Source organism: Psychromonas antarctica (genome assembly GCF_022267535.1).
GTDB classification, from domain to species: domain Bacteria; phylum Pseudomonadota; class Gammaproteobacteria; order Enterobacterales; family Psychromonadaceae; genus Psychromonas; species Psychromonas antarctica.
In genome coordinates this window covers 82413-109051 of sequence record NZ_JAHNZV010000002.1, presented here as the reverse complement: position 1 = coordinate 109051, position 26639 = coordinate 82413, and the positions used below count along the sequence as shown (strand labels likewise).

Here is a 26639-nt window from a genome sequence, read left to right as displayed (position 1 = left end):
ATGTTGTTCCGAGGTTTTTACTTGTTTTTCTTTACGCTTTCTTTTGGTGGAGAGTACTCGCAGAGATCTTCAATAATGCAGGATCCACAGCGAGGTTTACGGGCGAGGCAGGTATAACGGCCATGTAAAATAAGCCAGTGGTGTACATCTACTTTAAATTCAGCAGGGATCACTTTTAGCAACTTCTCTTCCACTTGTTCAACGTTTTTTCCGACAGCCAGTTTAGTGCGATTTGATACGCGAAAAATATGCGTATCAACGGCAATAGTTGGCCAGCCAAAAGCGGTATTTAAAACCACATTGGCTGTTTTTCTGCCGACACCTGGCAGGGCTTCCAGCGCATTGCGGTTTTCCGGAACTTGACTGTGATGAAGTTCGGCGAGCATTTGGCAGGTTTTAATCACATTAGCCGCTTTACTATTATAAAGGCCGATGGTCTTTATATACTGCTTTAGGCCCTCGACGCCTAAAGCGGCAATTGACTCCGGCGTATTGGCAACGGGGTAAAGTTTAGCGGTCGCTTTATTAACGCTGACGTCGGTAGCTTGTGCTGATAAAATAACCGCAATCAGTAACTCAAATGGAGAATGATAGTGAAGCTCTGTTCGTGGAGTCGGATTTTCAGCACGCAGGCGAGTTAATATTTCACGACGCTTTATTTTATTCACTATTTGCTGACTCGCTGATCAATTTTATTTTTTAACGCAATAATCAAACCCATAATCATAAAAGCGCCTGGTGGCAGTGCTGCCAGTAAAAAATGGCTGTCAGCGTGATAAAGCTCAAGGGTTAACTCTTTAGCCCAATCTCCTAATAATGCATCAATGCCCGCAAAAAGAGTGCCTTGAGCTAAAATTTCACGACTTGCACCTAATAATATTAGCACTAGGCTGAAGCCCAACCCCACCATCAGACCATCAAAAGCAGCATATTTAACGCTGTTTTTAGAGGCAAATGACTCCGCTCGACCAATAATAATACAGTTGGTCACAATCAACGGAATAAAAATACCCAGTGATAGGTAAAGTTCATAGGTAAAAGCATTCATTAGCAGTTGTACGCAGGTGACTAATGAAGCGATGATCATGACAAAGATGGGGATGCGAATTGCTTGTGGCACATAACTGCGGATCAGGGAGATGAGAGTGTTCGATGCAATGAGCACAAATAGGGTGGCAATCCCCAACCCCAGGGCATTGGTTACTGTGTTGGTGACCGCAAGTAGAGGGCATAAACCGAGCAACTGCACAATGCCGGGGTTGTTTTTCCAAACACCTTGCCAGGCTATCTCGGTGTAACTTACCGCTGGATCTTTAGGGGGTATTTGTTGCGTGGTGACCTCTGTTTGTCGTTCACTCATTGCGCTTCTCCGCAGTTTGCTCGGTGTTTAAAAAGAGTCTCTTTATGCTCTGCAAAATAGATTAAGGCATTTTTCACGGCTAAAACCACTGCCCGAGGGGTGATGGTTGCTCCTGTAAAAGCATCAAAATCGCCTCCATTTTTACGCACGTCCCAGCGTTTATCTTGAGATTTCTGGTAAGATTTATCGCTAAAGGAGAAGATCCAATCAGATTTATTGGTTTGAATGTTATCACCTAGTCCGGGCGTTTCGCTATGGCGGATAACGCGTACTCCTGCAAGCTGGCCATTTTCATGGATACCGATTGCTAGTTTTATTTCACCCGCATAGCCTTGAAAGGTACTCGCCTGCAGCATCAAGGCAACGGGTTGATTATCTTTTTTTGCGACAAAGACTTGCTGTGATTGACCTTTACCGAGTAAATTATCGTCGTTGACGATAAAGCAGCTGGCAAAGATATCGTTATTATAAGATGCTTTTGGAATCAGCTGATTAAGTGTTTTTAACAGTGCTTTTTGCTCTTGCTGTGCAATTATCGGTTGGCTTAACTGGCTAATAATAGCGATTGCGCCGGTACATATAATTGCAAATACAGCTAATAATAAAGCGTTACGGCTTATTGTGGTTAACATCTTAACGTCCCCTCCCATACACTTTTGGTTGAGTATAGTAGTCAATAAAAGGCACACACATATTGGCAAGTAATACGGCAAATGCCAGTGCATCAGGATAACCGCCGATGTTACGGATGACAACGACAATTAAAGCGGCTAATACCCCGTAAAAAATGCGCCCTTTGACGGTTGTTGACGCTGTAACCGGATCGGTTAATATAAAAAAAGCCCCGAGCATGGTTGCGCCGGAAAAAAGGTGGAAAAGCGGTGATATATTTAGATCGGGATTATAGGCAAAAGCGATAAAAGAAAAAATACTAATACCGGCCAAAAAAGCAATTGGGATATACCACAGAATAACGCGCTTATAGAGTAAAATTAACCCCCCGATTAAAAAGCCTAGATTAACCCACTCAATCGCTTGCCAAGAGGAAGCCTTGTATTCAGGACTGTTAAATATTTCGCTGATTGTTTTGCCCGAATTCAAGGCGTTCCTTGCGGTATCAAGCGGGGTTGCCATGGTTAAACCATCAATACTGGTGCTAATCTGTGCAACAGAATAACCATCCAAGGTGAACCCTGTAAACAATGCGTTTATCTGATCCATCACTGTAAGTGAAAATGGGTGCAACGATTGCACTGGGATCCAAGTTGTCATCTGTACTGGAAAAGAGATCAGCAAAAGCACATAAGCTGCCATGGCTGGATTAAAAATATTCTGCCCAAGTCCGCCATATAACTGTTTAACAAAAATCACCGCAAAAACAGTGCCAATAACCGCAATCCACCAAGGGGCGAGGGGAGGAATGGCAATGGCGATAAGTACGCCGGTTAATAATGCGCTGCCATCTTTTATGGTACTTAAAATTGGTCGCTTTCGTAATATTAAGATCAGCGTTTCGCTGAGCAGGGCAACAGTAGATGCCAGTAATATCTGCAATAAGTTACCTAGCCCGAAAAAATAACTCTGTAAAAATATTCCCGGAATTAAACACAACAGCACTAACAACATAATCTCAGAAGTGCTGCGTCGGACGCGTTGATAAGGGGAGCTTGAACTGATAAATGCCATCTTTATTGATCCTTTTGTGCAATTTTTTTCGCTTTCGCTTTCGCAATGGCGGCTGCAATTTTAGTTTTTTTGTCGTCGCTCGCCTTGATGGTTGTGTCAATCGTTTGCGGCTCAGCGATCGTTGTGTCAATTATTTGTGCTGGCAGGTCTTGTCGCTTATGTAATCTTGCTTGCTCTTTACGCGCTTTACGTGCTGCTATAGCCGCACTGTTTTCGGGATTTATTTCTGTATTTATCTGCGTCGATTCTAAGGCTTGCTGTTTCTTCGCTTTAGCACGGGCGATGGCGGCAGCTACGGCGTCTTTTTTATTATCGGCAGGCGCGTCGCTGTGCTCGGCGGCAGCCTGTTTCTTTGCTTTAGCACGGGCAATGGCAGCAGCTACGGCGTCTTTTTTATTATCGGCAGGCGCGTCGCTGTGCTCGGCGGCAGCCTGTTTCTTTGCTTTAGCACGGGCAATGGCAGCAGCTACGGCGTCTTTTTTGTTATCGGCAGGCGCGTCGCTAGGGTCAGCTGTTGCCTGTTTTTTCGCTTTAGCACGGGCGATAGCGGCGGCAATTAAATCTTCACCGCCGTTTGTCTCTTGTAACTGCTGTTTACGTTTTTCAGCCGCTTGTTTATGTTTTACTTGGCGATCTAATTTGGCTTGCTGCAAGCGAGCCGCGCGATGTTCAAAACGAATGCGTGCAATTTCTGCTTTTTCCGCTTGCTGTTTGGCACTGCTTATTTCAGCTTTAGCGATGCGGTAATATTGCACTAATGGAATATGGCTAGGGCAAACGAATGCACAAGCACCACACTCAATACAAGATGAAAGATTGTACTCATCTAATTTAGAGTTATCTTTGCTGTTTGCATACCATAAAAGCTGCTGTGGCAATAGCTGTGCAGGGCAAACTTCTGCACACTCCCCACAGCGGATACAGGGCATTTCAGGTGGCGATTCGGGCATCTCTTGCAAGGTCGGTGCAACAATACAATTACAGGTTTTTGTGACCGGAACATCACCATGTGTGATCGAAAATCCCATCATTGGTCCGCCAATAATTAACTTTTGTGATGCCGTGGGAGTGAATTCATATTTATCTAATAGGTACTGAATCGGCGTGCCGATACGGACACTAACATTTCCCTTTTTGCGAAAAGCCTCACCGGTAAGCGTGACAATACGAGAGGTGAGCGGTTTACCATCTATAATCGCTTCTTTAATCGCAAAAACAGTTCCCACATTGTGCATGACAATTCCTAGCTCGCTAGGGTGTTTGCCAATAGGCGTTTGTTGCCCTGTAATAATCTCAATTAACTGCTTTTCACTACCCGATGGATAGTGAGTCGCAATAGTGCGAATAATGATATTAGCGCTTTGTGATGATTGTTTTTTTTGTAATGCGCGCTTGATCGCTGCAATAGCATCTGGTTTATTATCTTCAATGGCTATCACAATTAATTGAGGTTTGAGAATATGCTGCAGTACCGTGATCCCATCAATAATTTCATCGCCATGCTCCTGCATTAAGCGGTCATCTGCAGTGATATAGGGTTCACATTCAACCGCATTGATAATGAGTAGTTTAATAGCTGCATAATGGGCCAGCTTTAAATGTGTTGGAAAACCCGCTCCACCTAACCCGATGATGCCTGCATTTTGAATTTTTTCAATAAGTTGTGTATTTGTTTGCGCTTTATAATCAGCACAGCGGCTATATTCTACACTCCGATCCAAGCCATCAGTTGCAATGACTACGGACAAAACAGGTAAGCCAGAGGGATGAAGGTCGGTGCGTTTCTCGATAGCCGTGACAGTACCTGAACTGCTCGCGTTTTGTACGACCATAACGTCAGTTGCTTTCGTTAAAGCTTGTCCTTTTAATACGGAATCACCAATATTAACTAGCAGTAAGGGGCTCTCTCCTTTCTGCTCAACGGCTATAACTAAAAAAGGGGGGATCCCAGCATCTTTAATAATTGCTTTGCTACTTTGCTGTTTATTCTCTTGAGGGTGAATACCTCCGTGAAAAGACCAGTGTTTCCCTGATGATATTTCTGCAAGCTGCTCTTCACTGAGCAGATTAATAGGGGTTGTTGTCATACTAGCGCTCAGTGCTGTTTTTAGTGGGGATAAGGTTAAGATCCCATTGCCAATTTTGTGTGGTTAAAACAACCGGAACCATATCAATGCAGTCAGTGGGACAAGGATCGACACACAGTGCACAGCCAGTGCATTCATCTGTGATCACTGTATGCATTTGCCTCGTCGCGCCTATAATTGCATCGACAGGGCAGGCTTGAATACACTTCGTGCAGCCAATGCATTGATCTTCACGAATAAAAGCAATCAATTTAGGTTTCTCTTCACCTTCTAAATTTTTAGGTTCAATGCCCATGCGCTCCGCGAGTTGGCGCATCACCGCATCGCCACCTGGTGGACATTTATTAATATCTTCTCCATTGGCAATCGCTTGAGCATAAGGCTTACAACCGGGATAACCACATTGACCACATTGTGTTTGTGGCAAAATAGCATCAAGTTCTTCAACAATAGGGTCGCTTTTCACTTTGAAACGCAGTGACGAGTAACCTAATATGGCGCCAAAAATAGCTCCTAAAATCCCGAGTGTAAAAATAGCGATGGCAATATTGATTAGCATCTGGTTTATTCCGTATGTTGTCGCTTATTACTTAATAAGGCCCGTGAAGCCCATAAAGGCCAGTGACATTAAGCCTGCTGTGATCATCGCAATGGATGCGCCTTTAAAAGGAAGTGGTACATCTGAACTGGCTAAGCGCTCGCGTATTGAAGAAAACAGCACTAATACCAAAGAAAAACCGATACCTGCAGAAAATCCGTAAATGATAGATTCAACAAAATCATGATTTTCAGTAATGTTAAGGAGTGCTAGGCCTAAAATGGCACAGTTAGTGGTGATCAGGGGTAAAAAGATGCCTAATAACCGATATAAAGTCGGACTGGTTTTGTGCATCACCATCTCAGTAAACTGCACAACAACAGCAATCACCAAAATAAAGCTTAAGGTCTGTAGATAAATCAAGTCAAGCGGCATGAGCAGATAAGTATTGACGATATAAGAGAGTGCCGCTGTTAATGTTAAAACAAAGGTGGTCGCAAAAGACATGCCAACCGCAGTTTCCACTTTATTTGAAACCCCCATGAAGGGGCATAAACCTAAAAATTTTACTAATACGAAGTTGTTAACCAGTACCGTGCCAAAAAACAGTAAAACATAGTCGCTCATAAGAATCTAATTCCACTACTTATGTAAGGGATTTGCTAGCGCAAAATAGAGCACTATGATAGCAATAAATTAGTAGATAATCAGTGAAAAAGTAGTCTGCTTGTGTAGTTATCTTATCGGCAGCTCATGGAAACGACTATTTCCCAATATTTTGTCCTTATGCCTATTAATTAATCTCTGCTGTCTATTTTCATTATCGGATTGGTTGGAGGGGGATGACTATTGTTATAAAGCATCACACAAATGGCCACTGAAAATAGCAAGATAAAAAAACAAAAAGTGCAATAAAGAAGCACTTTTTTAACAGTAAATATTTACCTTAGTTTAAAATTGATTTACATCAATACTCTACATATAGTGTTATGTATTATTCGCACCCACTACATATTGTGTTTTTATTTTTTATCGGAGCCTATTATGAAACCTGTCGTTATTAAGCGAGATGGTAGTCAAGTCCCTTTTAATGCCTTGCGTATTGCGGAAGCCATCCTAAAAGCCTCAGGTGCCGCGCGCTGTAAAGGTGTTGATGCATTTTCGATTGCCAATGAAGTCGAGAGCCAATTAGAAAACCAGCATGAAGTGGATATCCATGATATTCAAGATGCGGTTGAAGTCTGTTTAATGAAAAGTGGCCATACTGAGCTTGCGCGAGTGTATATTGAATATCGCCATGACCGAGATATTGCGCGTGAACGCAAAAGTCATCTCAACAGTGAAATTTATGGTTTGATTGAGCAAAGTAATGCCTCATTGCTCAATGAAAATGCTAATAAAGACAGTAAGGTGATTCCGACACAGCGAGATTTGCTGGCGGGGATCGTGGCTAAGCATTACGCTAAGTCATATATTTTACCGCGTGATGTTGTGCGAGCACATGATAAAGGTGAGCTGCATTATCATGATTTAGACTACGCGCCGTTTTTCCCTATGTTTAATTGCATGTTAATTGATATTAAAGGGATGTTTACCCAAGGTTTTAAAATGGGTAATGCAGAAATCGAAGAGCCAAAATCAATCTCAACAGCAACCGCTGTGACTGCACAAATTATTGCACAAGTTGCTAGTCATATTTACGGCGGTACGACTATTAATGGTATCGATACAATCCTTGCACCCTATGTGACTAAAAGTTATGAAAAACATTTAGTAACCGCGCAGGAGTGGGGAATCGCTGATAGTAAAGCGTACGCCATGCAACAGACAGAAAAAGAGTGTTTTAATGCGTTTCAATCGCTCGAATATGAAGTTAATACGTTACATACAGCGAACGGACAAACTCCTTTTGTGACCTTTGGTTTTGGTTTGGGGACAAGTTGGGAATCGCGTTTAATCCAACAATCAATTTTCAATATCCGCATTGCCGGTCTCGGTAAAAATCGCAAAACGGCTATTTTCCCTAAATTAGTGTTTGCGATAAAAGATGGTGTTAACCATAAAAGCACAGATCAAAATTACGATATTAAGCAGCTCGCGCTAAAATGTGCTTCAAAACGTATGTATCCTGACATTTTAAACTATGAAAAAGTGGTCGAAGTAACTGGCTCGTTTAAAACGCCAATGGGTTGCCGTAGCTTCTTAGGTACTTACGAAGAAAATAATGAATTAATTCATGACGGCCGCAATAATCTTGGTGTCGTAAGCATTAACTTACCGCGCATTGCATTAGAATCGGCAGGTGATGAACAAGCTTTTTATAAATTATTAGATATTCGTTTACAGTTAGTTAAAAAAGCATTGGATACACGTATTGAACGTTTATCTGAAGTCAAAGCGAGTGTCGCACCTATCCTCTATATGGAAGGCGCTTGTGGTGTTCGTTTAAAAGCGGATGACTGTGTTGCCGATATTTTCAAAAATGGGCGTGCTTCTATCTCTCTTGGTTATATCGGTCTGCATGAAACGATTAATGCATTGTATGGCAGTACGCAGCATCTGTTTGATGATAAAGATAAGCAACTAAAAGCCGTTGCGATTATCCGCCATTTAAAAGAGGCTACAGAATGCTGGACCGCAGAAACGGGCTATGGTTTCAGTTTATACTCCACACCGTCAGAAAATTTATGCGATCGTTTCTGTCGTTTGGATGCAAAGCAGTTCGGTGTGTTAGAAGGCGTCACTGATAAAGGTTATTATACCAATAGCTTCCATTTAGACGTTGAAAAGGCGGTTAATCCTTACGATAAACTCGATTTTGAGATGCCTTACCCTGAAATCGCTAGTGGTGGTTTCATCTGTTACGGTGAATATCCGAGCATGCAGAATAACCTTAAAGCACTCGAAGATGTTTGGGATTATAGCTATTCACGTGTTCCATATTATGCGACTAATACACCCATCGATGAGTGTTATGAATGTGGTTTTCATGGGGAGTTTGATTGCACCAGCAAAGGCTTTGTTTGTCCAAGTTGTGGTAATTCAGATTCAGAAAAAGTAGCCGTGACCCGCAGAGTATGCGGTTATTTAGGTAGCCCGGATGCTCGTCCGTTTAATGAAGGTAAGCAAGAAGAAGTAAAGCGTCGTGTTAAGCACCTTTAATCTTCTTATTTAATATAAAAATACCTCGCTCAATGTGGGGTTTTTTATTTTAGGAATTGATAGATGAATTATTCCAAATATTATCCGCTTGATGTGTTAAATGGTGAGGGCACCCGGTGTACGCTATTTGTTTCTGGCTGCATACATCAATGTAAAGGCTGTTATAACCAGTCAACTTGGTCGCCTGATGCGGGGGAACTTTTTACAGAGGAACTTGCCGATCAGATCATTGCCGACCTTAATGATCAGCGTATTAAAAAGCAGGGCTTAAGCATCTCTGGTGGTGACCCACTGCATCCAGCTAATCTAGGTCAGGTACTGAGGCTGATCAAACGTGTTAAAGCAGAATGCATTAACAAAGATATCTGGCTCTGGACTGGATACCTGTTTTCGGAACTTAATGCTCAGCAGCAAGAGATTGTTTCCCTAATTGATGTGCTCATTGATGGAAAGTTTATTGAGCAGTTAGTTGAGCCAAACCTAGTCTGGCGTGGCAGTGCTAATCAGGTTGTTCACCGTTTTGATAAAAGCGTTAAATAACCATTCTATATAAAATAGAGGAATAAAGCCGTTAACTTTATTCCTTTTTTTTTTATTTTTTAATTGTGGGCTAGCAAATACTTCACTCTACTTGATCTGTTTTGTAAATAAGTATCAAGCCGATGCTATTGATTTTTTTCTTAAATATTAGATAAATAGATGGGTATCCGGTTTTTCATGTTGTATACAAATTTTAAGGGGGAGAGACTGTAAAGTGCCGAACGTTGCCGACACTTATATTAAGACTGCCTGCCAACATATTAAAGGATTTCTATTTTTTTAATCTCTTTGCTGCTTTGTTGCGGCTTAGGTGCAGTGAGCTTCAGTAATCCATTGATAAACTCCGCTTTAATATCAGCAGCATCAATATTTTCTCCGACGTTAATGCTGCGACTAAAGAAACCTGAGCGCCTTTCTTTGCGGATCATACGATCAGTTTCTGATGTTTTCTCTTCGTCTACTTTAGCCTCAATGGTTAATACACCCTCTTGCAGATTCACACCTATATCTTCTTTTTTTACACCGGGAAGCTCAGCGATAAATACATACTGATCGTCTTTATCGATAATATCAACCCGAGGTTGAAAAGAGCCTGAATCACCAATTAAGCGCCTATGTGCAAACAGGTCATCAAAAAAATTATCCATGGTAAACCATGAATCTCTGGGTACAATTTTCATTATTGACTCCTTATAAATATTGCTGGTCGTGTGGAAAGTCCCATCTTTCAGAATAGGTATAGGACAATATAATGCGAATTCCCACCCTTTTATTATGTTTTTTTTATATTATTTTTCTATATATATTTACTAACGGGATACGGGCTTGCAGCTAATTAATAGAAGGTTAATAGGATTTTTTATGAGAGTTTAAGCCGATGCCACATTTCTTTTTTGCTTAAGTAATTTTTGTGCTTCTAATTGCTGTAGCGGCGATAATTCACTATATAAGATCATATTTTGATGAAAGCTTTGCTGAGTGTTGACTACCTGTAATTTACCCGCCTGTAGTTGATAAAAACAATCTAAATAATCGCATGTTTTCGTGCTGTGAAATGATTGTTGCAGCTGTGCAAGTTTTGCTTGAGATAAAAAGATAGCTTGCTGCATTTTAATCGGGGGCAAATAAAAATGCAGCAATGGAAGGTATTTGTCAGCCGAAAAATCATCCAATTTAATGTTTTTATCGTCCATTAAAAGTAATACTTGATGTGCTGGTGACAGTGGCTCTACTAATTTTTTTTGAATGTTCTGTGCCATCATTACCGCTTGTTGCGGATCAAAGCTGTTGAAAAAATCAACTAATGTGGTTTTAATTTTATCTAGTAAATGCATTCTTATCTCCTTAATGGATAACCGCGTATTTTCAGAAAAACCAGACTTCTACGCGTCTATTTTTACTTCGACCCAGTGCATTGTGATTAGAGGCTATCGGCAATTGCTCACCGAAACCTTCAACGGCAATCACATTTATCCCCCTTTCTATTAATGCTTGCTCAACAACGCTGGCGCGTAGTAAAGACAGATTTTTATTTTTTTCAGGATCGCCGAGTGAATCTGAGAACCCCATCAGGACGATACGGCGGCCAGGATTATCGGCCATATACTCAATTAGGCGTAACAGATCGCGTTTGCCCTTGTTATCTAGTTCATTACGACTACTTTCAAAACGGAAATTGACCGAAAGGCGTTTCGCCACTCCGCTGTAATCGTTATAAACCTGCGGTGCATTTTTAATTTTATAAATAGTTTCTAGCTTTATATTTTGTGAAATAAGCCCTATCTGTTCAACAATTTCCTGCCCTGCATGGGAGGTAATAAAATGAGCAAACTCTTTGACCATTTTGTTACCGACTGAAGGGGCATAAACATATAAGCGCCGTGAAAGCGGGTAATCTTCTGTACTGATGGTAAAACGGGTCGGGTAGATAGGTATCGTAGTGTCTGATGCGGCGATAGCAAGGGCTTTACTGTTATTAACATAAGGCAGCCCAATAAAACCGATAGCACCGGGATCCTTCGCCACCTTTTCAGAAAGCTTACTACTAGACTCATAACGTCTTGCTGAGCTTATTAATTGCTGTCCATTGGCCTTTAGTACTAAGTTTTTAAAAGTATCCCAAGTACCTGAATTTTGGTCGCGGGCATAGACGTTAATGGTTAAATCAGGGCCGCCGAGATCTATCCAATTAACTATCTTTCCAGAGAATATTTTTGCTAAAATTTCATTTGTCAGGTGTGTAATAGGATTATTAGGATTGACAATGACAGCCAGTCCATCTAACCCGATAATATATTCTTGTGCGGATAATCCTAAATCGCCGTATAAAGGTCGCAATAATTGCACCTCTTTATTTTTAATTCTCCGTGATGACATAGCCATATCAGCTTGGCCATTTATAATATCTTTAAAGCCGGTGCTGGAACCATGCGCCAGTAATTCAATCGCATAAATATGCCCGTCTTTAATATATTGTAATTCGCGTTCAGCTTGTTCACTTCCTTTGATCCAAAGCATATCCAAGATCCCTTGCGATTTTAAATAATTCTCTAATAATACGGGCGCGAGGTTTTCACCAATTGTATTTGAACCATGTAAACGTAAACTAATGGTTCGATCTTCGCTCGGTAAAGTCAGCGTTTTTTTACTCATAGCCGGTGTCGTTATCTCCCTTATAGTGGGCGTTGCGATTACCGTCTCGGTGATGAATCGTGCTTGTTTATCTGCAATAAGCAGGGGGGGATCTGTGATAGGGCATTGGCTTAAGGAAATATATAGGTAGCCGTTCTGCCATGCCGCAATAGCGGATAGGCAAACGAACAGTAAAAAAAAGAAAGCGAGTAGATTAAATTGACAGTCCTTTTTCCCGTTTGAAGGCACTGGAGAGGGTAAAGAATCTAACACTAAAGAGCTGGGAGCAGACTTTAAATAGATGCGAACTCGTCTTAACAGGTGCACTTGCTCATTTAATGTTTCATTACCTAACTCGCTGAGTTCATTCAGTACGGTTTCTCTATATTGTTTATCTTGAGCCATTTTATCGAGTGAGATATGAATATTAAATTCGCTTTTTGCCGTTGCTTGTAACAAGCCAAGTTGCTTTTTAAATTGCGGATTTAAGTTTAAGTGCCCAGTCTGCTCTGACATTGCATTTCCTGTCTTTATACTAAAAATGGTTGCTTGATATAAATACCCTCAGCTCGGAACAGGTAAATCGATACAGTACAGCTATTTTCGTGTATTTCTGCGTTAATCCAACGAGCAATAGCCCGCGATTGTTCGTTGAGTTGCTGGCACTATAAAAAATGATTAACATTACATGTTGTTATATTTTAACTTGATGATTTTAATGGTAAATTATATTTCATTACTCCGAGCGGAGCTTAAATATATCGCTCATATTTTTCTACTATTATAAGGAACTAAGTGACAATGAGATGACAGTCTGGTTGGTCTTTGTATCATTGAATGGGAGATGGGTTTGCGTTTGTTAATGTGAGGGGGGGCAATAGTGAGTTATTGCTAAGTTAATTTATAGCAAATTAGCATATTAATTTGCTCTGTTATAACATCATAAGTTATGGTCTTACTAAGACGCACTGTTTGCACATTTGCAAACGAAGCATTAATCTATACCCATGATATTTGAATATGCAATTTGGCTTGCCCTGCGAGGATCTGCTCGAAAACTAGTATTGCGTTGCAGCATTCGATAAGGGAATCCGCATTTACATCTGTCGGTAGAGGATTAACGCAGTTAATCGCTCGAAAGGCCTGATACTGCACCTTATTCTGGTCTCTGAACTGAGTCCTGATAAAAAATATTGAGGTATAGTGGTTATACCTATTAACAGATTACTTTGACCGAAAATTAAATTTTTCCTAACTTTACTAATTAAGACTAAACTTAAAAATGAGCGATAAGACCTCCTCTCAAACAGGTAATGAATCTGCGACGATAGCGCGATCAATAACTAAGCTGGTGCCTCCGTCGATGTATAATGTATTGTTACATAATGATAATTATACGCCGATGGATTTTGTGATTGAGGTGCTGCAGCGTTTCTTCAGATTAGATAATGAAAGAGCGACAGAAGTTATGCTCAACGTTCATTACAAAGGGATCGGTGTTTGTGGGACATTCACTGCCGAAATAGCGGAAACAAAAGTGGCACAAGTCATGGCTTATGCGCAACAAAGTGAGCATCCACTGCGTTGTTCGATGGAAAAAGAATCATAAATATGGCCTATGTTCTCGCAGTAATTAACTTTTAAGGAGGCTTTTATGTTAGATAAAGCATTAGAAAACAGTTTAGATTTAGCCTTTCATTTTGCCTTTGAAAAGTCTCATGAATTTATGACGGTAGAGCATCTATTGCTTGCACTCTTAGAAAATGATGAAATTAAGACATTATTAAACGCTTGTTCGGTTGATTTAGTCTCCTTGCATGTGGATATCGTTACCTTTTTACAGGGCATTCCTGGCATACCCGAAGTGCAGGCCCAACAGGTTGAAATTCAACCCACAATCGCTTTTGAACGTGTGTTACAACGTGCTATTTTTCATGTTCAATCTTCTGGCAATATTGAGGTTTCTGCCGCCAGCGTATTGGTGGCGATTTTTAGCGAGCAAGAATCACAAGCGGTATATTTTCTTAAAAAAGCACAGCTTTCACGCTTAGATGTTGTCAACTATATTTCTCATGGGGCAGCTAGCCGAAGCGATTACAGGCCTGAATTCTTACAAAATGGTGAGGAAAGTGAAACCCTTATTGAGCAAACTGAAGAGATGCCTTTTACCATCAATTTAAATGAGCAGGTAGAAGCCGGTATTATCGATCCGCTAATTGGGCGAGATAAAGAGATCGAACGTTGTGTTCAGATCCTCTGTCGCCGCCGTAAAAATAACCCTTTATTGGTTGGAGAAGCAGGGGTCGGAAAAACAGCAATTGCAGAAGGACTTGCGTACCGTATTGTTAATAAAAATGTACCCGAAGTGATTGAAGATAATATTATTTATTCGCTTGATATGGGGGCATTACTGGCGGGCACAAAATACCGCGGTGAATTCGAGCAACGCTTTAAAACGGTATTAACTCAGTTAGAGGCGCAAGATAATGCCATTTTATTTATTGATGAAATTCATACTATTATCGGTGCAGGGGCGGCAACAGGAGGGCAACTTGATGCGGCTAATTTATTAAAACCCTTACTAAGTGGCGGTAAACTACGTTGTATGGGGTCCACAACGTATAAAGAATTTGGTCAAATTTTTGAAAAAGAGCATGCGTTAGCGCGTCGTTTCCAAAAAGTAGATGTGCTCGAACCTTCCGTTAAAGAAACGGAAAAAATACTACTCGGTTTACGCTCTCGTTATGAAGCGCATCACCATATTCGTTATACCAATAAAGCATTAACAGCCGCTGCAGAGTTGAGTGCAAAATATATTAATGATCGCCACCTGCCCGATAAAGCGATTGATGTGATCGACGAAGCGGGATCGCAAATGCGTTTATTACCCGCAAGCAAGCGTAAAAAAACCGTTGGTGTATCCGAAATTGAAAACATTATTGCAAAAATTGCGCGTATTCCACAAAAATCCGTAAGCAGTTCAGATAAAGATCAGTTAGCGAAATTATCAGAGCGTTTAAAAATGACCGTGTTTGGTCAAAATGATGCAATTGATGCGCTAACCGATGCCATTCATTTAAATAGATCGGGACTTTCTGAAGAGCTGAAACCTATTGGATCCTTCCTCTTTGCCGGTCCTACTGGTGTAGGCAAAACAGAGGTGACGCAGCAGCTTGCAAAAGCCATGGGCATCGAACTATTGCGTTTTGATATGTCCGAATATATGGAAAAGCATACGGTTTCGCGCTTATTGGGGGCTCCTCCTGGTTATGTTGGTTATGAGCAAGCTGGGTTATTAACTGATGCGGTTATTAAGCAGCCTTACGCGGTGCTGCTTTTGGATGAAATAGAAAAAGCACACAGTGATATTTACAATATTCTATTGCAAGTGATGGATCATGGGACTTTGACCGATAACAATGGCCGTAAAGCAGATTTTAGAAACATTATTTTGGTGATGACAACCAATGCAGGGGCACGCGAAACAGTAAAACAAAGTATTGGTTTTAAAGATCAAAAAGATTCACATAAGGTGTTGGATGAAATCAATAAGTTATTTTCGCCAGAGTTCCGTAATCGCTTGGACAATATAATTTGGTTTAATCACCTGGATCTCGCTGTTATTCATCGGGTCGTTGATAAATTTATTGTGCAGTTACAAGCGCAATTAGATAAAAAACAGATCTCTTTAGAGGTCAGTGAAACCGCGCGTAACTGGCTAGCGGAGAAAGGTTATGATCGTGCGATGGGCGCACGTCCGATGGCGCGTTTAATTCAAGAGAAACTAAAAAAACCACTGGCTAATGAGATATTATTTGGTCAATTACAAAATGGGGGAAGTGTCGCTGTTTCCTTTGATACCGAGGACAAGGAAATCGTCTTTCACTATGCTAAAACGTCAGTTTTAAGCTGATTTATTTTTAACAGCCAATAAAAAACCAGCCTGAAGCTGGTTTTTTATTGCTCTTTCAAATGAACATTAAAGAGCTATATTTACTACATTTAAGTTAGCGCGCACGGAATACAATACGACCTTTAGATAAATCATAAGGTGTAAGTTGAACGGTTACTTTATCACCGGTGAGAATACGGATGTAGTTTTTACGCATTTTACCTGAAATATGTGCTGTAACAATATGACCATTTTCTAACTCTACACGGAACATTGTGTTAGGCAGTGTATCTAAGATTGTGCCCTGCATTTCAATACTATCTTCTTTTGCCATTGGCGATGAATCCTTTGTATTTTATATATACCCAAATAGTTTGAGCAAACTTAAATATTTTCAATCGGCGCATAATGCCAGAATTATCCAATAGGGTAAAGTATTGTTGCTTGTTTATTGAGCCATTTATGATATTTATAGTAAGTAAAGAGTGAGCGCAGCTAAATTAGCTGTTTTAATTAAAATCAAACCACTGTTCACCTATAAATCGCTGGTGGGGCATAAACCCTGTTTTGTAATTCATCTTTTGGCATTTTTCTATGTAATAGCCGAGATATAACCAATCAATTCCAAGTTTTTTCGCTAATTTTAACTGGCTTAATATGGCAAATTTACCAAGTGAATAGTGCTGATAAGTAGGATCATAAAAACAGTAGAATGCGCTCCATGATTGATTTTTTTTACTCTTTACTTGGTCTGTTACACTCACTGAAATTAGTTTTTCTTGGTCATAAATTTCAATAAATAACGGCTCATTCCAAGTCGAGTTAATAAAATCATCATATTGCTCTACGGATGCCGGAAACATCGGGCCGTCCTTATGAATTTTGTTAATATAATTTTGATATAAGCTGAAGTATTGTGTGCTGGTGTTGGTACTTATTTGCACACGAAATTTTTTGTTCTTATTATTTAACCGTTTCTGGCTTCGCGAAGCTTTAAACTGTTGAACAGGGGTGCGCAGTGATTGGCACTCTTGGCAAAGTCTACAGTGTGGGCGATAGAGCTGATCACCATTACGGCGAAAGCCATTTGCCAATAAAGTCGGATAGAAATGCCGACCATTCAGCTGCGGATCGATAAGCAGCAGTAGCTGTTCCTGCTGATCGCTCAGATATGAACAGGGGAATGCATCACTTATGGCGACATTTAATAGGGCTTTTTGAGTGGACAAATTTCACCTATGGGCGTTAAATATGGTCAATAAACATGACAGTAGCGATGTTACTTCAACATGTATAAAGCACCCTAGTGTATCATGAGTATAAATGTGTTGTGTTTGTTACAGTTTTGAGTGAAATATTAACATTATCACAAGGTAGTAAAAATGAGTGTGCATAAAATAATTGAAAAAAAAATAATGACGAATATTTCGTCTGAATTTTTACAGATTGAAAACGAAAGTCACCGTCATGCGGTGCCTGCCCATTCAGAAACACACTTTAAAGTGACTGTCGTGAGCAAAATGTTTGAGGGAATGCCCCTCATCGCACGCCACCGTTTGCTAAATGAGTTATTGAGAGAAGAGTTAGCAGGCCCCGTTCATGCGCTTGCTTTGCATACTTACACGACCGCTCAGTGGATCGCTAAAAATAGATTGTCACCTGATTCCGCTGATTGCTTAGGTGGTGGGAAATAACGACTTATTTAAGGCTAACTACTACATATCTAAAAAAAGTGCTTATTTATACGATTATTCGATTCACTATTAAATGTTAAAAAATATTTATTTATGTAAATTATTTTCGCATTAAAATTTGATCTGCAATCAATTAGCCCGTTTTTAAGATGGAAAATTTCCCATTGATAATGATATTATACCTCAGAAATTTTTCGGTCTGCATGTTAACTGATTGTTGCTGTTTTGTAGGCGACTAGAAATTATGCAATGTTTTTATGCCACTAGGCATCTAACTTTGCTTCCCGTAAACATAGTGCGAGAGAATATGATTACTATAAAAAAAGGGCTAAAGCTTCCTATATCAGGTGAGCCAGAACAGGTTATTCATAATGGTCCTACCATTACTGAAGTTGCGATACTGGGGGAAGAATATATAGGAATGCGTCCGTCAATGGCGGTCAAAGTCGGTGATGCCGTTAAAAAAGGGCAGCTACTTTTTAGTGATAAAAAGAATGTGGGTGTTAAATTTACCGCGCCAGCATCGGGAATCGTCAAAGCGATAAATCGCGGTGCAAAACGCGTGTTACAGTCAGTTGTTATTTCAGTTTCCGGACAGCAGAGTCTCTCTTTTTGTAAGTATGAGAGTGCGCAACTTTCCAGTATAGAGCGTAGTAAGATTGTGGACAACTTGGTCGAGTCAGGCGCTTGGACTGCGTTTCGTACGCGTCCATTCAGTAAAGTGCCTGAAATTAAAGCGCTACCCGCTTCTATCTTTGTCACCGCAATGGATACTAACCCCTTGGCTGCTGATGCCGCGTTGATTATTAATGAAAATCAGCAAGCATTTATCGATGGTTTGGCGTTGCTATCACAATTAACTGTAGGTAACGTTTATGTGTGTAAAGGTGAATCTAGTTTACCTCAAGCCACGCAGAAAAATGTACAAGAAAAGGTTTTTTCGGGTGTTCACCCAGCAGGGCTCGCAGGCACACATATTCATTTTATTGATCCTGTGTCGATAACTAAATCAGTCTGGTCAATTAACTACCAAGATGTGATTGCATTTGGTTTGCTATTTACCAGTGGTGAGCTTTACGTTAACAAAGTAATTTCGCTTGCAGGTCCTGCGGTAAAAAAACCACGTCTATTACGCACGATTCTTGGTGCATCTATTACTGAATTAACCGAAAACGAGTTCATTCAAGGTGAAGTCCGCAGCATTTCTGGTTCAGTATTCTGTGGTGTGAGTGCTGGTGGCGCGCATGCTTTTCTTGGGCGATACCACAATCAAGTTTCCGCTCTAATTGAAGGTTATGAGAAAGAATTATTTGGTTGGGGAGTCCCTGGAAGTGAGAAGTTCTCTGTCGCCAAGGTGTTTATTTCAGCTTTAAAGACAGCAAAACGTTTTGCTTTCACTACGACAACGGGTGGTAGTAAGCGAGCGATGGTACCTATTGGTCAATATGAACGTATTATGCCGCTAGATATTTTACCTACAGTGCTATTACGCGATCTAATTGTTGGTGATAGTGATGGCGCGCAAACATTGGGCTGCTTGGAATTAGATGAAGAAGATTTGGCATTATGTACTTATGTTTGCCCCGGTAAATATGATTACGGCTCAATTTTACGCAGTAATTTAAGCAAAATTGAAAAGGAAGGCTAAGAATGAATCTTAAGCATTTACTTGAGAAAATAGAGCCGCATTTTGAGGCGGGCGGGCGTTATGAAAAATGGTTTGCCTTATATGAAGCAACGGCGACTTTTCTCTATACTCCGGGGCTTGTTACCAAAGGACTTACTCATGTACGAGATGGCCTCGATTTAAAACGCATCATGATTTTTGTTTGGCTAGCAACGTTCCCCGCTATGTTTTTCGGGATGTACAATACAGGTGTTCAAGCTAATGAGGCAATTGTTGCGGGATTTACGGCATTTGATGATTGGCGAATAGCTATTTTAAACATGCTTGGCGTAACGATGGGGTCTGATGCGGGTATTTTCGATAACTTGCTATATGGCGCCATCTACTTCGTCCCCATTTATGCCGTTACTTTTATGGTGGGTGGCTTTTGGGAAGTATTATTTGCCAGTGTACGTAAACATGAAGTGAATGAAGGCTTCTTCGTCTCATCTGTCCTTTTTGCGCTGATCGTACCGGCGACTATTCCATTATGGCAAGTGGCTTTAGGGATCACCTTCGGTGTGGTAGTGGCAAAAGAAATTTTCGGTGGAACGGGGCGTAACTTCTTAAATCCTGCGTTAGCTGGCCGAGCTTTTCTGTTTTTCGCCTATCCTACCAACATTTCTGGTGATGCCGTCTGGACTGCTGCAGATGGTTTCTCTGGTGCGACCCCTTTAAGTGCTGCTGCACAAGGCGGTTTAGATGCTGTCGCGCAATCGGGTGTTACTTGGATGGATGCTTTTCTTGGCAATATACAAGGCAGTATCGGTGAAGTATCTACACTTGCGATCTTAATAGGTGGTGTATTTATTGTTATAACAGGCATTGCTTCATGGCGTATTATTGGCGGTGTAATGCTCGGTATGATGGCTACTTCTACCCTTTTTAACCTTATCGGTAGTGATACCAATCAGATGTTTGCACTACCTTGGTACTGGCACTTAGTTGTCGGAAGTTTTGCTTTTGGCATGATTTTTATGGCAACCGATCCAGTCTCCGCGGCCTTTACTAATAAAGGAAAGTGGGCATACGGTCTTTTGATTGGTTTGATGGTCGTATTAATACGCGTTGTAAATCCCGCTTTCCCTGAAGGTATGATGTTAGCGATTTTATTTTCCAATCTATTTGCACCGCTGTTCGATTATTTTGTGGTGCAAGGAAATATTAAACGGAGGTTAGCACGCAATGTCTAATAAACATGAAACGTTCGCCAGAACAATATGGGTGGTACTCGCCGTTTGTTTAGCTTGTTCAATAATTGTGGCCGGCTCTGCGGTTGGCCTGCGTTCAACACAATTAGCGAATAAAGAAAAAGATAAGCAAAGTAATATTCTTGCAGTTGCAGGCTTAAACACCGATAAAACAAGCGCTGAAATTTTCGACTCAAATATTCAGACAAAACTCGTCGATCTAGACTCGGGTGACTTTGTTGAGAATGTTGATTCAAAAAACTATGACCAACGTAAAGCGGCTAAAGATCCAGCACGCAGTATCAAACTCAGTGAACAGCAAAATGTTGCAAAGATTGGCCGTCGCGCCAATCTCGCTACTGTTTATTTGGTTTCTGATGATACAGGTAAACTGCAACGTATCATTTTACCTGTTCATGGGGCGGGATTATGGTCAACGATGTATGCTTTCGTTGCGATTAAACCAGATGGTAACACTGTTGAAGCAATCACTTATTATGATCAAGGTGAAACGCCTGGCTTAGGCGGGGAAGTTGAAAATCCACGCTGGCGCTCATTGTGGGAAGGTAAAGAGTTATTTGATGAACAGGGTGCACCGGCAATTAAAATTGTAAAAGGGCAGGCTTCTGCAGGTTCAACGCATGAAATTGATGGGCTATCCGGCGCAACGTTGACCAGTAACGGCGTACAGAATACCTTTACGTTTTGGCTCGGTTCGGAAGGTTTCGGACCGTTCCTTAGCAAAGTTCAAGAAGGAGCGCTAAATAATGGCTAAATCAAGTGAATTGAAAGCGGTATTAACATCGCCAATTGTCAATAATAACCCTATTGCACTACAAGTCTTGGGTGTCTGCTCGGCATTGGCGGTAACCAGTACCCTCGAAACTGCTGTTGTAATGACGCTGGCAGTCCTTTTTGTGACTGCATTTTCTAATCTGTTTATCTCCATGATCCGTCACCACATTCCAAATAGCGTGCGAATTATAGTGCAGATGACCATTATTGCCTCTCTGGTTATTGTGGTTGACCAAGTGTTAAGGGCTTACGCCTTTAGTCTTTCTAAACAGTTATCCGTTTATATCGGTTTGATTATTACCAACTGTATTGTAATGGGCCGCGCTGAAGCGTTTGCGATGAAAAACAAACCGCTCGCCAGCTTTATGGATGGCGTCGGTAACGGATTAGGATATGGATTTGTTCTGGTTATAGTGGGTGCTTTCCGTGAGTTATTTGGCGCTGGTGCTTTATTCGGTATCGAAATATTACCCTTAACATCGAATGGCGGCTGGTATCAAAGTAATGGTTTATTACTGCTTCCTCCTAGTGCGTTTTTTATTATTGGTGGCCTTATTTGGATCATCAGAACGCTTAAACCCGAACAAGTAGAGCCAAAGGAGTAATTTGAATGGAACATTATCTTAGTATATTCGTGCGTTCTATTTTCATGGAAAATATGGCACTGGCATTCTTTCTTGGCATGTGTACCTTTCTGGCCGTTTCGAAGAAAGTAAAAACATCCATGGGGCTGGGCATAGCGGTAATTGTTGTACTGGGAATTTCGGTACCTGTTAACCAGATTATCTACTTCAATTTGCTAGCACCAGGAGCCCTAGCGTGGGCGGGGTTTCCTGATGTAGATCTGAGCTTCTTAGGCTTTATCACTTTTATTGGTGTGATTGCCGCATTAGTGCAGATATTGGAGATGGTACTGGATAAATACTTTCCTGCTTTATACCAAGCCTTAGGTATTTTTCTGCCTCTCATTACAGTCAACTGTGCCATCTTCGGTGGTGTCGCGTTTATGGTGCAGCGAGAATATGACTTAATAGAATCAGTTGTTTATGGGGTCGGTAGTGGTGTAGGTTGGACCTTAGCTATCGTCGCATTAGCGGGGATTCGTGAAAAAATGAAATACTCAAATGTACCCGATGGATTACGTGGATTGGGTATTACATTTGTAACGGCTGGATTAATGGCATTAGGTTTTATGTCTTTCTCTGGTATTCAACTGTAATTTTTGCTGTTTTAGATTTAATGTAATTTCGGGGGCAAAGTCCCCCTCAAAACAAGGAAAAAGTCGATGGAAATATTTCTCGGCGTTGCCATGTTTACCATTATTGTTCTCGCGTTAGCTATTATTATTTTAGTAGCAAAAGCAAAACTGGTAAGCACAGGTGATATCACAATTTCAATTAATAATGATCCAGACAAAAATGTCACTACTCAGGCCGGTAATAAATTACTTGGTGCGCTTGCAAACTCGGGCATCTTTATTTCTTCAGCCTGTGGTGGCGGTGGTACCTGTGGACAGTGCCGCGTTAAAGTGAAGTCTGGTGGGGGAGACATTTTACCTACTGAGCTTGATCATATTAGTAAACGTGAAGCGAAAGAGGGTGAACGTTTAGCATGTCAAGTGAGTGTTAAAAATGATATGAGTATTGAGCTACCCGAAGAGATTTTTGGTGTGAAACAATGGGAATGTACGGTTATCTCTAATGACAATCAGGCAACCTTTATCAAAGAGCTTAAATTACAGATCCCTGATGGTGAAACTGTGCCATTCAAGGCTGGCGGTTACATTCAAATTGAAGCGCCTGCGCATCATGTAAAATACAGTGATTTTGATATTGAAGAACAATATCGTGGTGATTGGGAGCATTTCGGCTTCTTTAAGTTAGAGTCAAAAGTTGATGAAGAAACCATCCGTGCATATTCAATGGCTAACTATCCCGATGAAGCTGGATTAATTATGCTGAATGTACGTATTGCAACGCCACCTCCACGTAATCTAGCATTGCCTTGTGGTAAAATGTCTTCCTATATTTTTAGTCTTAAAAAAGGCGATAAAGTCACTATTTCCGGCCCATTTGGTGAGTTCTTTGCCAAGGAAACTGAAAATGAAATGGTGTTTATAGGTGGTGGGGCAGGTATGGCACCGATGCGTTCGCACATTTTTGATCAATTCGGTCGTTTAAAAACCAAGCGTAAAGTAAGTTTCTGGTACGGCGCCCGTTCGAAGCGAGAAATGTTTTATGTCGAAGATTTCGACAGCATTGCAGCCGAAAATGAAAATTTCCAGTGGCATGTTGCTTTAAGTGATCCGCAACCAGAGGATGCTTGGGATGGTTACACCGGTTTTATTCATAATGTTTTATATGAGCACTACTTACGCGATCATGACGCACCAGAAGACTGCGAGTATTACATGTGTGGTCCACCGGTTATGAATGCCGCAGTTATCGCCATGCTTAAAGATTTAGGCGTTGAAGACGAAAATATATTCCTTGATGATTTTGGTGGTTAATATTAGTGCTTAAACTTTTATTACAACGGCTGGCCTTCATCGGGCTAGCCTTTATTGTTTCTTCCCTGCTCTCCTCATGTGCTAAAAATGATCCTAAAATAGAGCAGATTAAAGGGCAAACGATGGGCACATATTACCAAGTTAAATATGTGCTTTCTGACGCTCAGAAAAATAATTCAGAGTTGTCCATTGATAACATACAGGCGCAAATTGATTCACGCCTTGAGTTAGTCAACGATCAGATGTCAACCTACCGTCCAAATTCAGAACTGTCGCGTTTTAATCAAGCAGAAAAATCACTAGTGGTGTCAGATGCGACAAGTTCTGTTGTCGAGGTCGCGCTGTCTTTGTTTAAAGAAAGTGGCGGTGCTTATGATATTACCGTTGGCCCGCTGGTTAATCTTTGGGGGTTTGGGCCAGATAAAAAACCAAATAAAGTACCTTCTGATGCGCTTATTGCGGCAAAACGGAAGATAGTCGGTAGCCAATATTTATCTATTGAAGGCAATCGCTTGATTAAGTCGATACCCGAATTGTATCTCGATCTCTCATCCATAGCGAAGGGCTACGGTGTTGATTTTATTGCTGATTATTTACAAGAGTTAGGTATAAGTAATTACCTAGTCGATATTGGTGGTGAATTACGAGTACATGGTTATAAACCGGGTAAGAAACCATGGACTCTGGCTATTGAGCGGCCAGTGGCAGGGCAAAATGTACAAAGATTAATACATATCGGTGATAATGCCATTGCCACATCTGGTGATTATCGTAATTATTTTGAATCTGATGGCATACGTTATTCACATACTATTGATCCGAAAACCGGCAAACCTATTAGCCACAAATTAGTGTCGGTTACCGTGATTCATAAAAGTAGTATGGTCGCAGATGGATTGGCTACTGCAATTACTGTGTTGGGTCCGACTGCAGGATTCGCCTTCGCTCAAAAACAGCAGATACCTGTGTTTTTATTAGTTAAAAAAGGCGATGAAATTATCGAACATTACACGCCTGATTTTGAGCCTTATTTTTTTGAGAAAAAAGAATGATCTATTTTATTGCGACTTTTGTTGTTTTTTTAGTTGTGACAGTAGCAATGGCTATTGGTTATATTTTAAACAAAAAAACAATCGCAGGCAGTTGTGGAGGCTTGGCTTCTGTGGGTATTGATAAAGAGTGTGACTGTCCAGAGCCTTGTGACAATCGTAAAAAAAAGAATGTTGAAGCCGCGCGCATAGAAAAACTAAAAAGCGCAGAGCGCATTCTTTAAGAATATAAGAGAGGGGGATCCCTCTCTTATTTCTTACTATTTTGTAGCCAGCGATCCAATGCGTTGGCAAAGGCTTGTTTTTCTTTATCCGCAAATTTATTAGGGCCGCCACTCATCTGTCCTATCGAGCGCAGTTCCTCTGCAAAATTGCGCATTGCTAAACGTTGACGAATATTTTCCTGCGTATATAGCTCTCCCCTAGGATTTAACGCAGTAATGCCTTTTTCAACAATTTCAGCCGCTAAAGGGATGTCCTGAGTTATCACTAAGTCATTTAGTTCGACATGCTGACTAATATAGTTATCTGCTACGTCAAAACCTTGTGATACGCGCACTGTTTTAACGAGAGGGCGAGTCGCTATGGGTAATGGGCTATTTGCCACAAAAACCAGTGCGGTTGCTGTGCGTTGGCTTGCCCGTAGAACCATATCTCTTACCGCCACTGGGCAAGCATCTGCATCAATCCAAATAGTCATTACTTCATCTCTTTAATTATAAGGGAATGCAATGTTTTTGCGGCCACTTTTACATCAATGTCGCAGGGAAATTTAGAGCATTGTTGTACACCTATGTTATAGCAAATATAGCAATTATCTATTCATTTATGTTTGTTAAGATGAATACGAGTTAAACACAATGCTGATTGGTGTTTTGTTGTTTATGTGCAATTAGAACAAGTGCTTACTGTTGTCCCTGTATCGCTTCAATACATTTTTACTACACCGAAAAAAATCACGTAATTAATAAAATTGGTACGACTTTAAGCTGCCCTGCTAGAACGGCTTAAAATCAATATAACCTCACAGTATTTGATAAAAGTCTTCTATTAAGAAGGCTCGATATTTGCCTTTACACCTATAGACAGCGCGTTAACGAAATTAATCGCGGTAAAGGCGTACATGTGCTGCCGAATTGAGGGCTCAGAACTGAATTCTAACAAGGTATCTTGATTAAAATTAACGTACGCTTAAATGTAATTCATTGTATTTAGCCACTCGACTTGGGTTTTTAATTAATTAAAAGAGTTTTTTGCAAAAAATTGATTTTTAATTCAAATAGCAGTTGACAGATAACGATAGCAATATATAATTCTTTGTAGCTTGAAAGTTCGTTTTATATTTATGTTCGATGTTCCGTATTATGTACCGATCCTATACTTCATAAGTAATAGCAACACTTCTCGCCAACTGCCTTGATTTACAAGGTTAAATTACTCAAATTAAATAGGATACTATTATGTCTACAACTACTACTGGTACAGTAAAATGGTTTAACGAATCTAAAGGTTTTGGTTTCATTGAGCAAGAAAACGGTCCTGACGTATTCGCACATTTCTCTGCAATTGCAAGCACTGGTTTTAAAACTCTTGCTGAAGGCCAAAAAGTACAGTTTACTGTAACTCAAGGTCAAAAAGGTCCTCAAGCAGAAAACATCGTAGCTCTTTAATATTGCTTCGATGAGCTTTAATTAGCTCATTCTGATTGAACAATAAGGCAAGTCATTGACTTGCTTTTTTTATGCCTGTTATAAAATGGCTAGCGATCATGTTTTATATCTACCCCCTTTGAAAAAATTCGAACGCTGCAAATATTTAATGTAATCCACATTACCTATAT

At 40.6% G+C, this 26639-nt stretch carries 27 protein-coding genes; 14 read left to right on the top strand and 13 right to left on the bottom strand.

The genetic code is table 11. The features are described from left to right. Nucleotides 1-17 precede the first annotated feature (17 nt). From nth to rsxA, 7 genes are read right to left on the bottom strand one after another with little or no spacing between them, the layout of a single operon-like run. Nucleotides 18-668 (bottom strand): endonuclease III, encoded by a 651-nt coding sequence (gene nth / locus KSO91_RS01355; RefSeq protein ID WP_238740574.1) that lies wholly within the window; start codon nucleotides 666-668, stop codon nucleotides 18-20. Beyond that, nucleotides 668-1360 (bottom strand): electron transport complex subunit E, encoded by a 693-nt coding sequence (locus KSO91_RS01350; RefSeq protein ID WP_238740571.1) that lies wholly within the window; start codon nucleotides 1358-1360, stop codon nucleotides 668-670. Before KSO91_RS01350 ends, nth begins: the two co-directional genes overlap by 1 nt. Next, nucleotides 1357-1992 (bottom strand): electron transport complex subunit RsxG, encoded by a 636-nt coding sequence (gene rsxG / locus KSO91_RS01345; protein WP_238740569.1) that lies wholly within the window; start codon nucleotides 1990-1992, stop codon nucleotides 1357-1359. The genes KSO91_RS01350 and rsxG overlap by 4 nt, the downstream gene beginning before the upstream one ends. Nucleotide 1993: 1 nt before the next feature. Further along, nucleotides 1994-3046 carry an electron transport complex subunit RsxD gene (gene rsxD, locus KSO91_RS01340; RefSeq protein ID WP_238740567.1) on the bottom strand — a complete coding sequence of 351 codons (1053 nt, stop codon included), beginning with the start codon at nucleotides 3044-3046 and terminating at the stop codon, nucleotides 1994-1996. 2 nt (nucleotides 3047-3048) lie between these two features. Beyond that, nucleotides 3049-5133 (bottom strand): electron transport complex subunit RsxC, encoded by a 2085-nt coding sequence (gene rsxC, locus KSO91_RS01335; protein ID WP_238740564.1) that lies wholly within the window; start codon nucleotides 5131-5133, stop codon nucleotides 3049-3051. 1 nt (nucleotide 5134) lies between these two features. Further along, nucleotides 5135-5692: an electron transport complex subunit RsxB gene (gene rsxB, locus KSO91_RS01330; protein WP_238740562.1), complete on the bottom strand. Its 558-nt coding sequence runs from the start codon at nucleotides 5690-5692 to the stop codon at nucleotides 5135-5137. A gap of 27 nt (nucleotides 5693-5719) precedes the next feature. After that, the gene (gene rsxA / locus KSO91_RS01325) at nucleotides 5720-6298 is read right to left on the bottom strand and encodes an electron transport complex subunit RsxA (protein WP_238740559.1); all 579 of its coding nucleotides are present in this window, start codon (nucleotides 6296-6298) and stop codon (nucleotides 5720-5722) included. 417 nt (nucleotides 6299-6715) lie between these two features. On the opposite strand from rsxA, the gene nrdD reads away from it, so the two are divergent. Further along, on the top strand, nucleotides 6716-8833 hold the full coding sequence (nrdD, locus tag KSO91_RS01320) for an anaerobic ribonucleoside-triphosphate reductase (RefSeq protein WP_238740557.1): 2118 nt from the start codon (nucleotides 6716-6718) through the stop codon (nucleotides 8831-8833). Between the two features lie 63 nt (nucleotides 8834-8896). Next, a complete protein-coding gene (gene nrdG, locus KSO91_RS01315) occupies nucleotides 8897-9373 on the top strand; it encodes an anaerobic ribonucleoside-triphosphate reductase-activating protein (protein WP_238740555.1) in 477 nt (158 codons plus the stop codon). Between the two features lie 260 nt (nucleotides 9374-9633). On the opposite strand, the gene KSO91_RS01310 is transcribed toward nrdG, so the two are convergent. From KSO91_RS01310 to KSO91_RS01300, 3 genes are all read right to left on the bottom strand, one after another. Beyond that, on the bottom strand, nucleotides 9634-10053 hold the full coding sequence (locus KSO91_RS01310) for an Hsp20/alpha crystallin family protein (RefSeq protein ID WP_238740553.1): 420 nt from the start codon (nucleotides 10051-10053) through the stop codon (nucleotides 9634-9636). Between the two features lie 189 nt (nucleotides 10054-10242). Continuing rightward, nucleotides 10243-10707, bottom strand: a complete 465-nt coding sequence (locus KSO91_RS01305) for a hypothetical protein (RefSeq protein WP_238740551.1) — start codon at nucleotides 10705-10707, stop codon at nucleotides 10243-10245. A 31-nt stretch (nucleotides 10708-10738) separates the two neighbouring features. Then, nucleotides 10739-12520, bottom strand: a complete 1782-nt coding sequence (locus KSO91_RS01300) for a phosphate ABC transporter substrate-binding/OmpA family protein (RefSeq protein ID WP_238740548.1) — start codon at nucleotides 12518-12520, stop codon at nucleotides 10739-10741. Nucleotides 12521-13286: 766 nt separating this feature from the next. Between KSO91_RS01300 and clpS the strand changes: the two genes are divergently transcribed. Together clpS and clpA are read left to right on the top strand one after the other, a co-directional pair. Then, nucleotides 13287-13613, top strand: coding sequence for an ATP-dependent Clp protease adapter ClpS (gene clpS, locus KSO91_RS01295; RefSeq protein ID WP_238740546.1), 327 nt, complete (start codon nucleotides 13287-13289; stop codon nucleotides 13611-13613). Between the two features lie 45 nt (nucleotides 13614-13658). Continuing rightward, nucleotides 13659-15917: an ATP-dependent Clp protease ATP-binding subunit ClpA gene (clpA, locus tag KSO91_RS01290; protein WP_238740544.1), complete on the top strand. Its 2259-nt coding sequence runs from the start codon at nucleotides 13659-13661 to the stop codon at nucleotides 15915-15917. Between the two features lie 94 nt (nucleotides 15918-16011). On the opposite strand, the gene infA is transcribed toward clpA, so the two are convergent. Continuing rightward, complete coding sequence (infA, locus tag KSO91_RS01285) at nucleotides 16012-16230, bottom strand: translation initiation factor IF-1 (protein ID WP_238740542.1); 219 nt, start codon at nucleotides 16228-16230, stop codon at nucleotides 16012-16014. Between the two features lie 175 nt (nucleotides 16231-16405). Further along, nucleotides 16406-17125 (bottom strand): arginyltransferase, encoded by a 720-nt coding sequence (locus KSO91_RS01280; protein WP_238740540.1) that lies wholly within the window; start codon nucleotides 17123-17125, stop codon nucleotides 16406-16408. Nucleotides 17126-17278: 153 nt separating this feature from the next. On the opposite strand from KSO91_RS01280, the gene KSO91_RS01275 reads away from it, so the two are divergent. The 9 genes from KSO91_RS01275 to nqrM all read left to right on the top strand — a co-directional run bounded on the left by KSO91_RS01275 (nucleotide 17279) and on the right by nqrM (nucleotide 25023). Then, nucleotides 17279-17590: a BolA family protein gene (locus tag KSO91_RS01275; RefSeq protein ID WP_238740538.1), complete on the top strand. Its 312-nt coding sequence runs from the start codon at nucleotides 17279-17281 to the stop codon at nucleotides 17588-17590. 307 nt (nucleotides 17591-17897) lie between these two features. Further along, on the top strand, nucleotides 17898-19238 hold the full coding sequence (locus KSO91_RS01270; protein WP_238740536.1) for a Na(+)-translocating NADH-quinone reductase subunit A: 1341 nt from the start codon (nucleotides 17898-17900) through the stop codon (nucleotides 19236-19238). Nucleotides 19239-19240: 2 nt separating this feature from the next. After that, complete coding sequence (locus tag KSO91_RS01265) at nucleotides 19241-20449, top strand: NADH:ubiquinone reductase (Na(+)-transporting) subunit B (RefSeq protein ID WP_238740534.1); 1209 nt, start codon at nucleotides 19241-19243, stop codon at nucleotides 20447-20449. After that, complete coding sequence (locus KSO91_RS01260) at nucleotides 20442-21221, top strand: Na(+)-translocating NADH-quinone reductase subunit C (protein WP_238740532.1); 780 nt, start codon at nucleotides 20442-20444, stop codon at nucleotides 21219-21221. Before KSO91_RS01265 ends, KSO91_RS01260 begins: the two co-directional genes overlap by 8 nt. Next, nucleotides 21214-21846 (top strand): NADH:ubiquinone reductase (Na(+)-transporting) subunit D, encoded by a 633-nt coding sequence (locus tag KSO91_RS01255; RefSeq protein ID WP_238740530.1) that lies wholly within the window; start codon nucleotides 21214-21216, stop codon nucleotides 21844-21846. Before KSO91_RS01260 ends, KSO91_RS01255 begins: the two co-directional genes overlap by 8 nt. Before the next feature lie 5 nt (nucleotides 21847-21851). Then, the gene (nqrE, locus tag KSO91_RS01250; RefSeq protein ID WP_238740528.1) at nucleotides 21852-22460 is read left to right on the top strand and encodes an NADH:ubiquinone reductase (Na(+)-transporting) subunit E; all 609 of its coding nucleotides are present in this window, start codon (nucleotides 21852-21854) and stop codon (nucleotides 22458-22460) included. 66 nt (nucleotides 22461-22526) lie between these two features. Further along, nucleotides 22527-23750, top strand: coding sequence for an NADH:ubiquinone reductase (Na(+)-transporting) subunit F (gene nqrF / locus KSO91_RS01245; RefSeq protein ID WP_238740526.1), 1224 nt, complete (start codon nucleotides 22527-22529; stop codon nucleotides 23748-23750). 5 nt (nucleotides 23751-23755) lie between these two features. Further along, a complete protein-coding gene (locus KSO91_RS01240) occupies nucleotides 23756-24802 on the top strand; it encodes an FAD:protein FMN transferase (RefSeq protein ID WP_238740524.1) in 1047 nt (348 codons plus the stop codon). Beyond that, nucleotides 24799-25023, top strand: a complete 225-nt coding sequence (nqrM, locus tag KSO91_RS01235; RefSeq protein ID WP_238740522.1) for a (Na+)-NQR maturation NqrM — start codon at nucleotides 24799-24801, stop codon at nucleotides 25021-25023. Before KSO91_RS01240 ends, nqrM begins: the two co-directional genes overlap by 4 nt. A 26-nt stretch (nucleotides 25024-25049) precedes the next feature. On the opposite strand, the gene KSO91_RS01230 is transcribed toward nqrM, so the two are convergent. Further along, entirely contained in the window at nucleotides 25050-25499 is a 450-nt protein-coding gene (locus KSO91_RS01230; RefSeq protein WP_238740520.1) for a YaiI/YqxD family protein, read from the bottom strand. 760 nt (nucleotides 25500-26259) lie between these two features. Here KSO91_RS01230 and KSO91_RS01225 point away from each other — a divergent pair. Further along, the gene (locus tag KSO91_RS01225) at nucleotides 26260-26469 is read left to right on the top strand and encodes a cold-shock protein (RefSeq protein ID WP_028866731.1); all 210 of its coding nucleotides are present in this window, start codon (nucleotides 26260-26262) and stop codon (nucleotides 26467-26469) included. The last annotated feature ends 170 nt before the right edge of the window (nucleotides 26470-26639 follow it).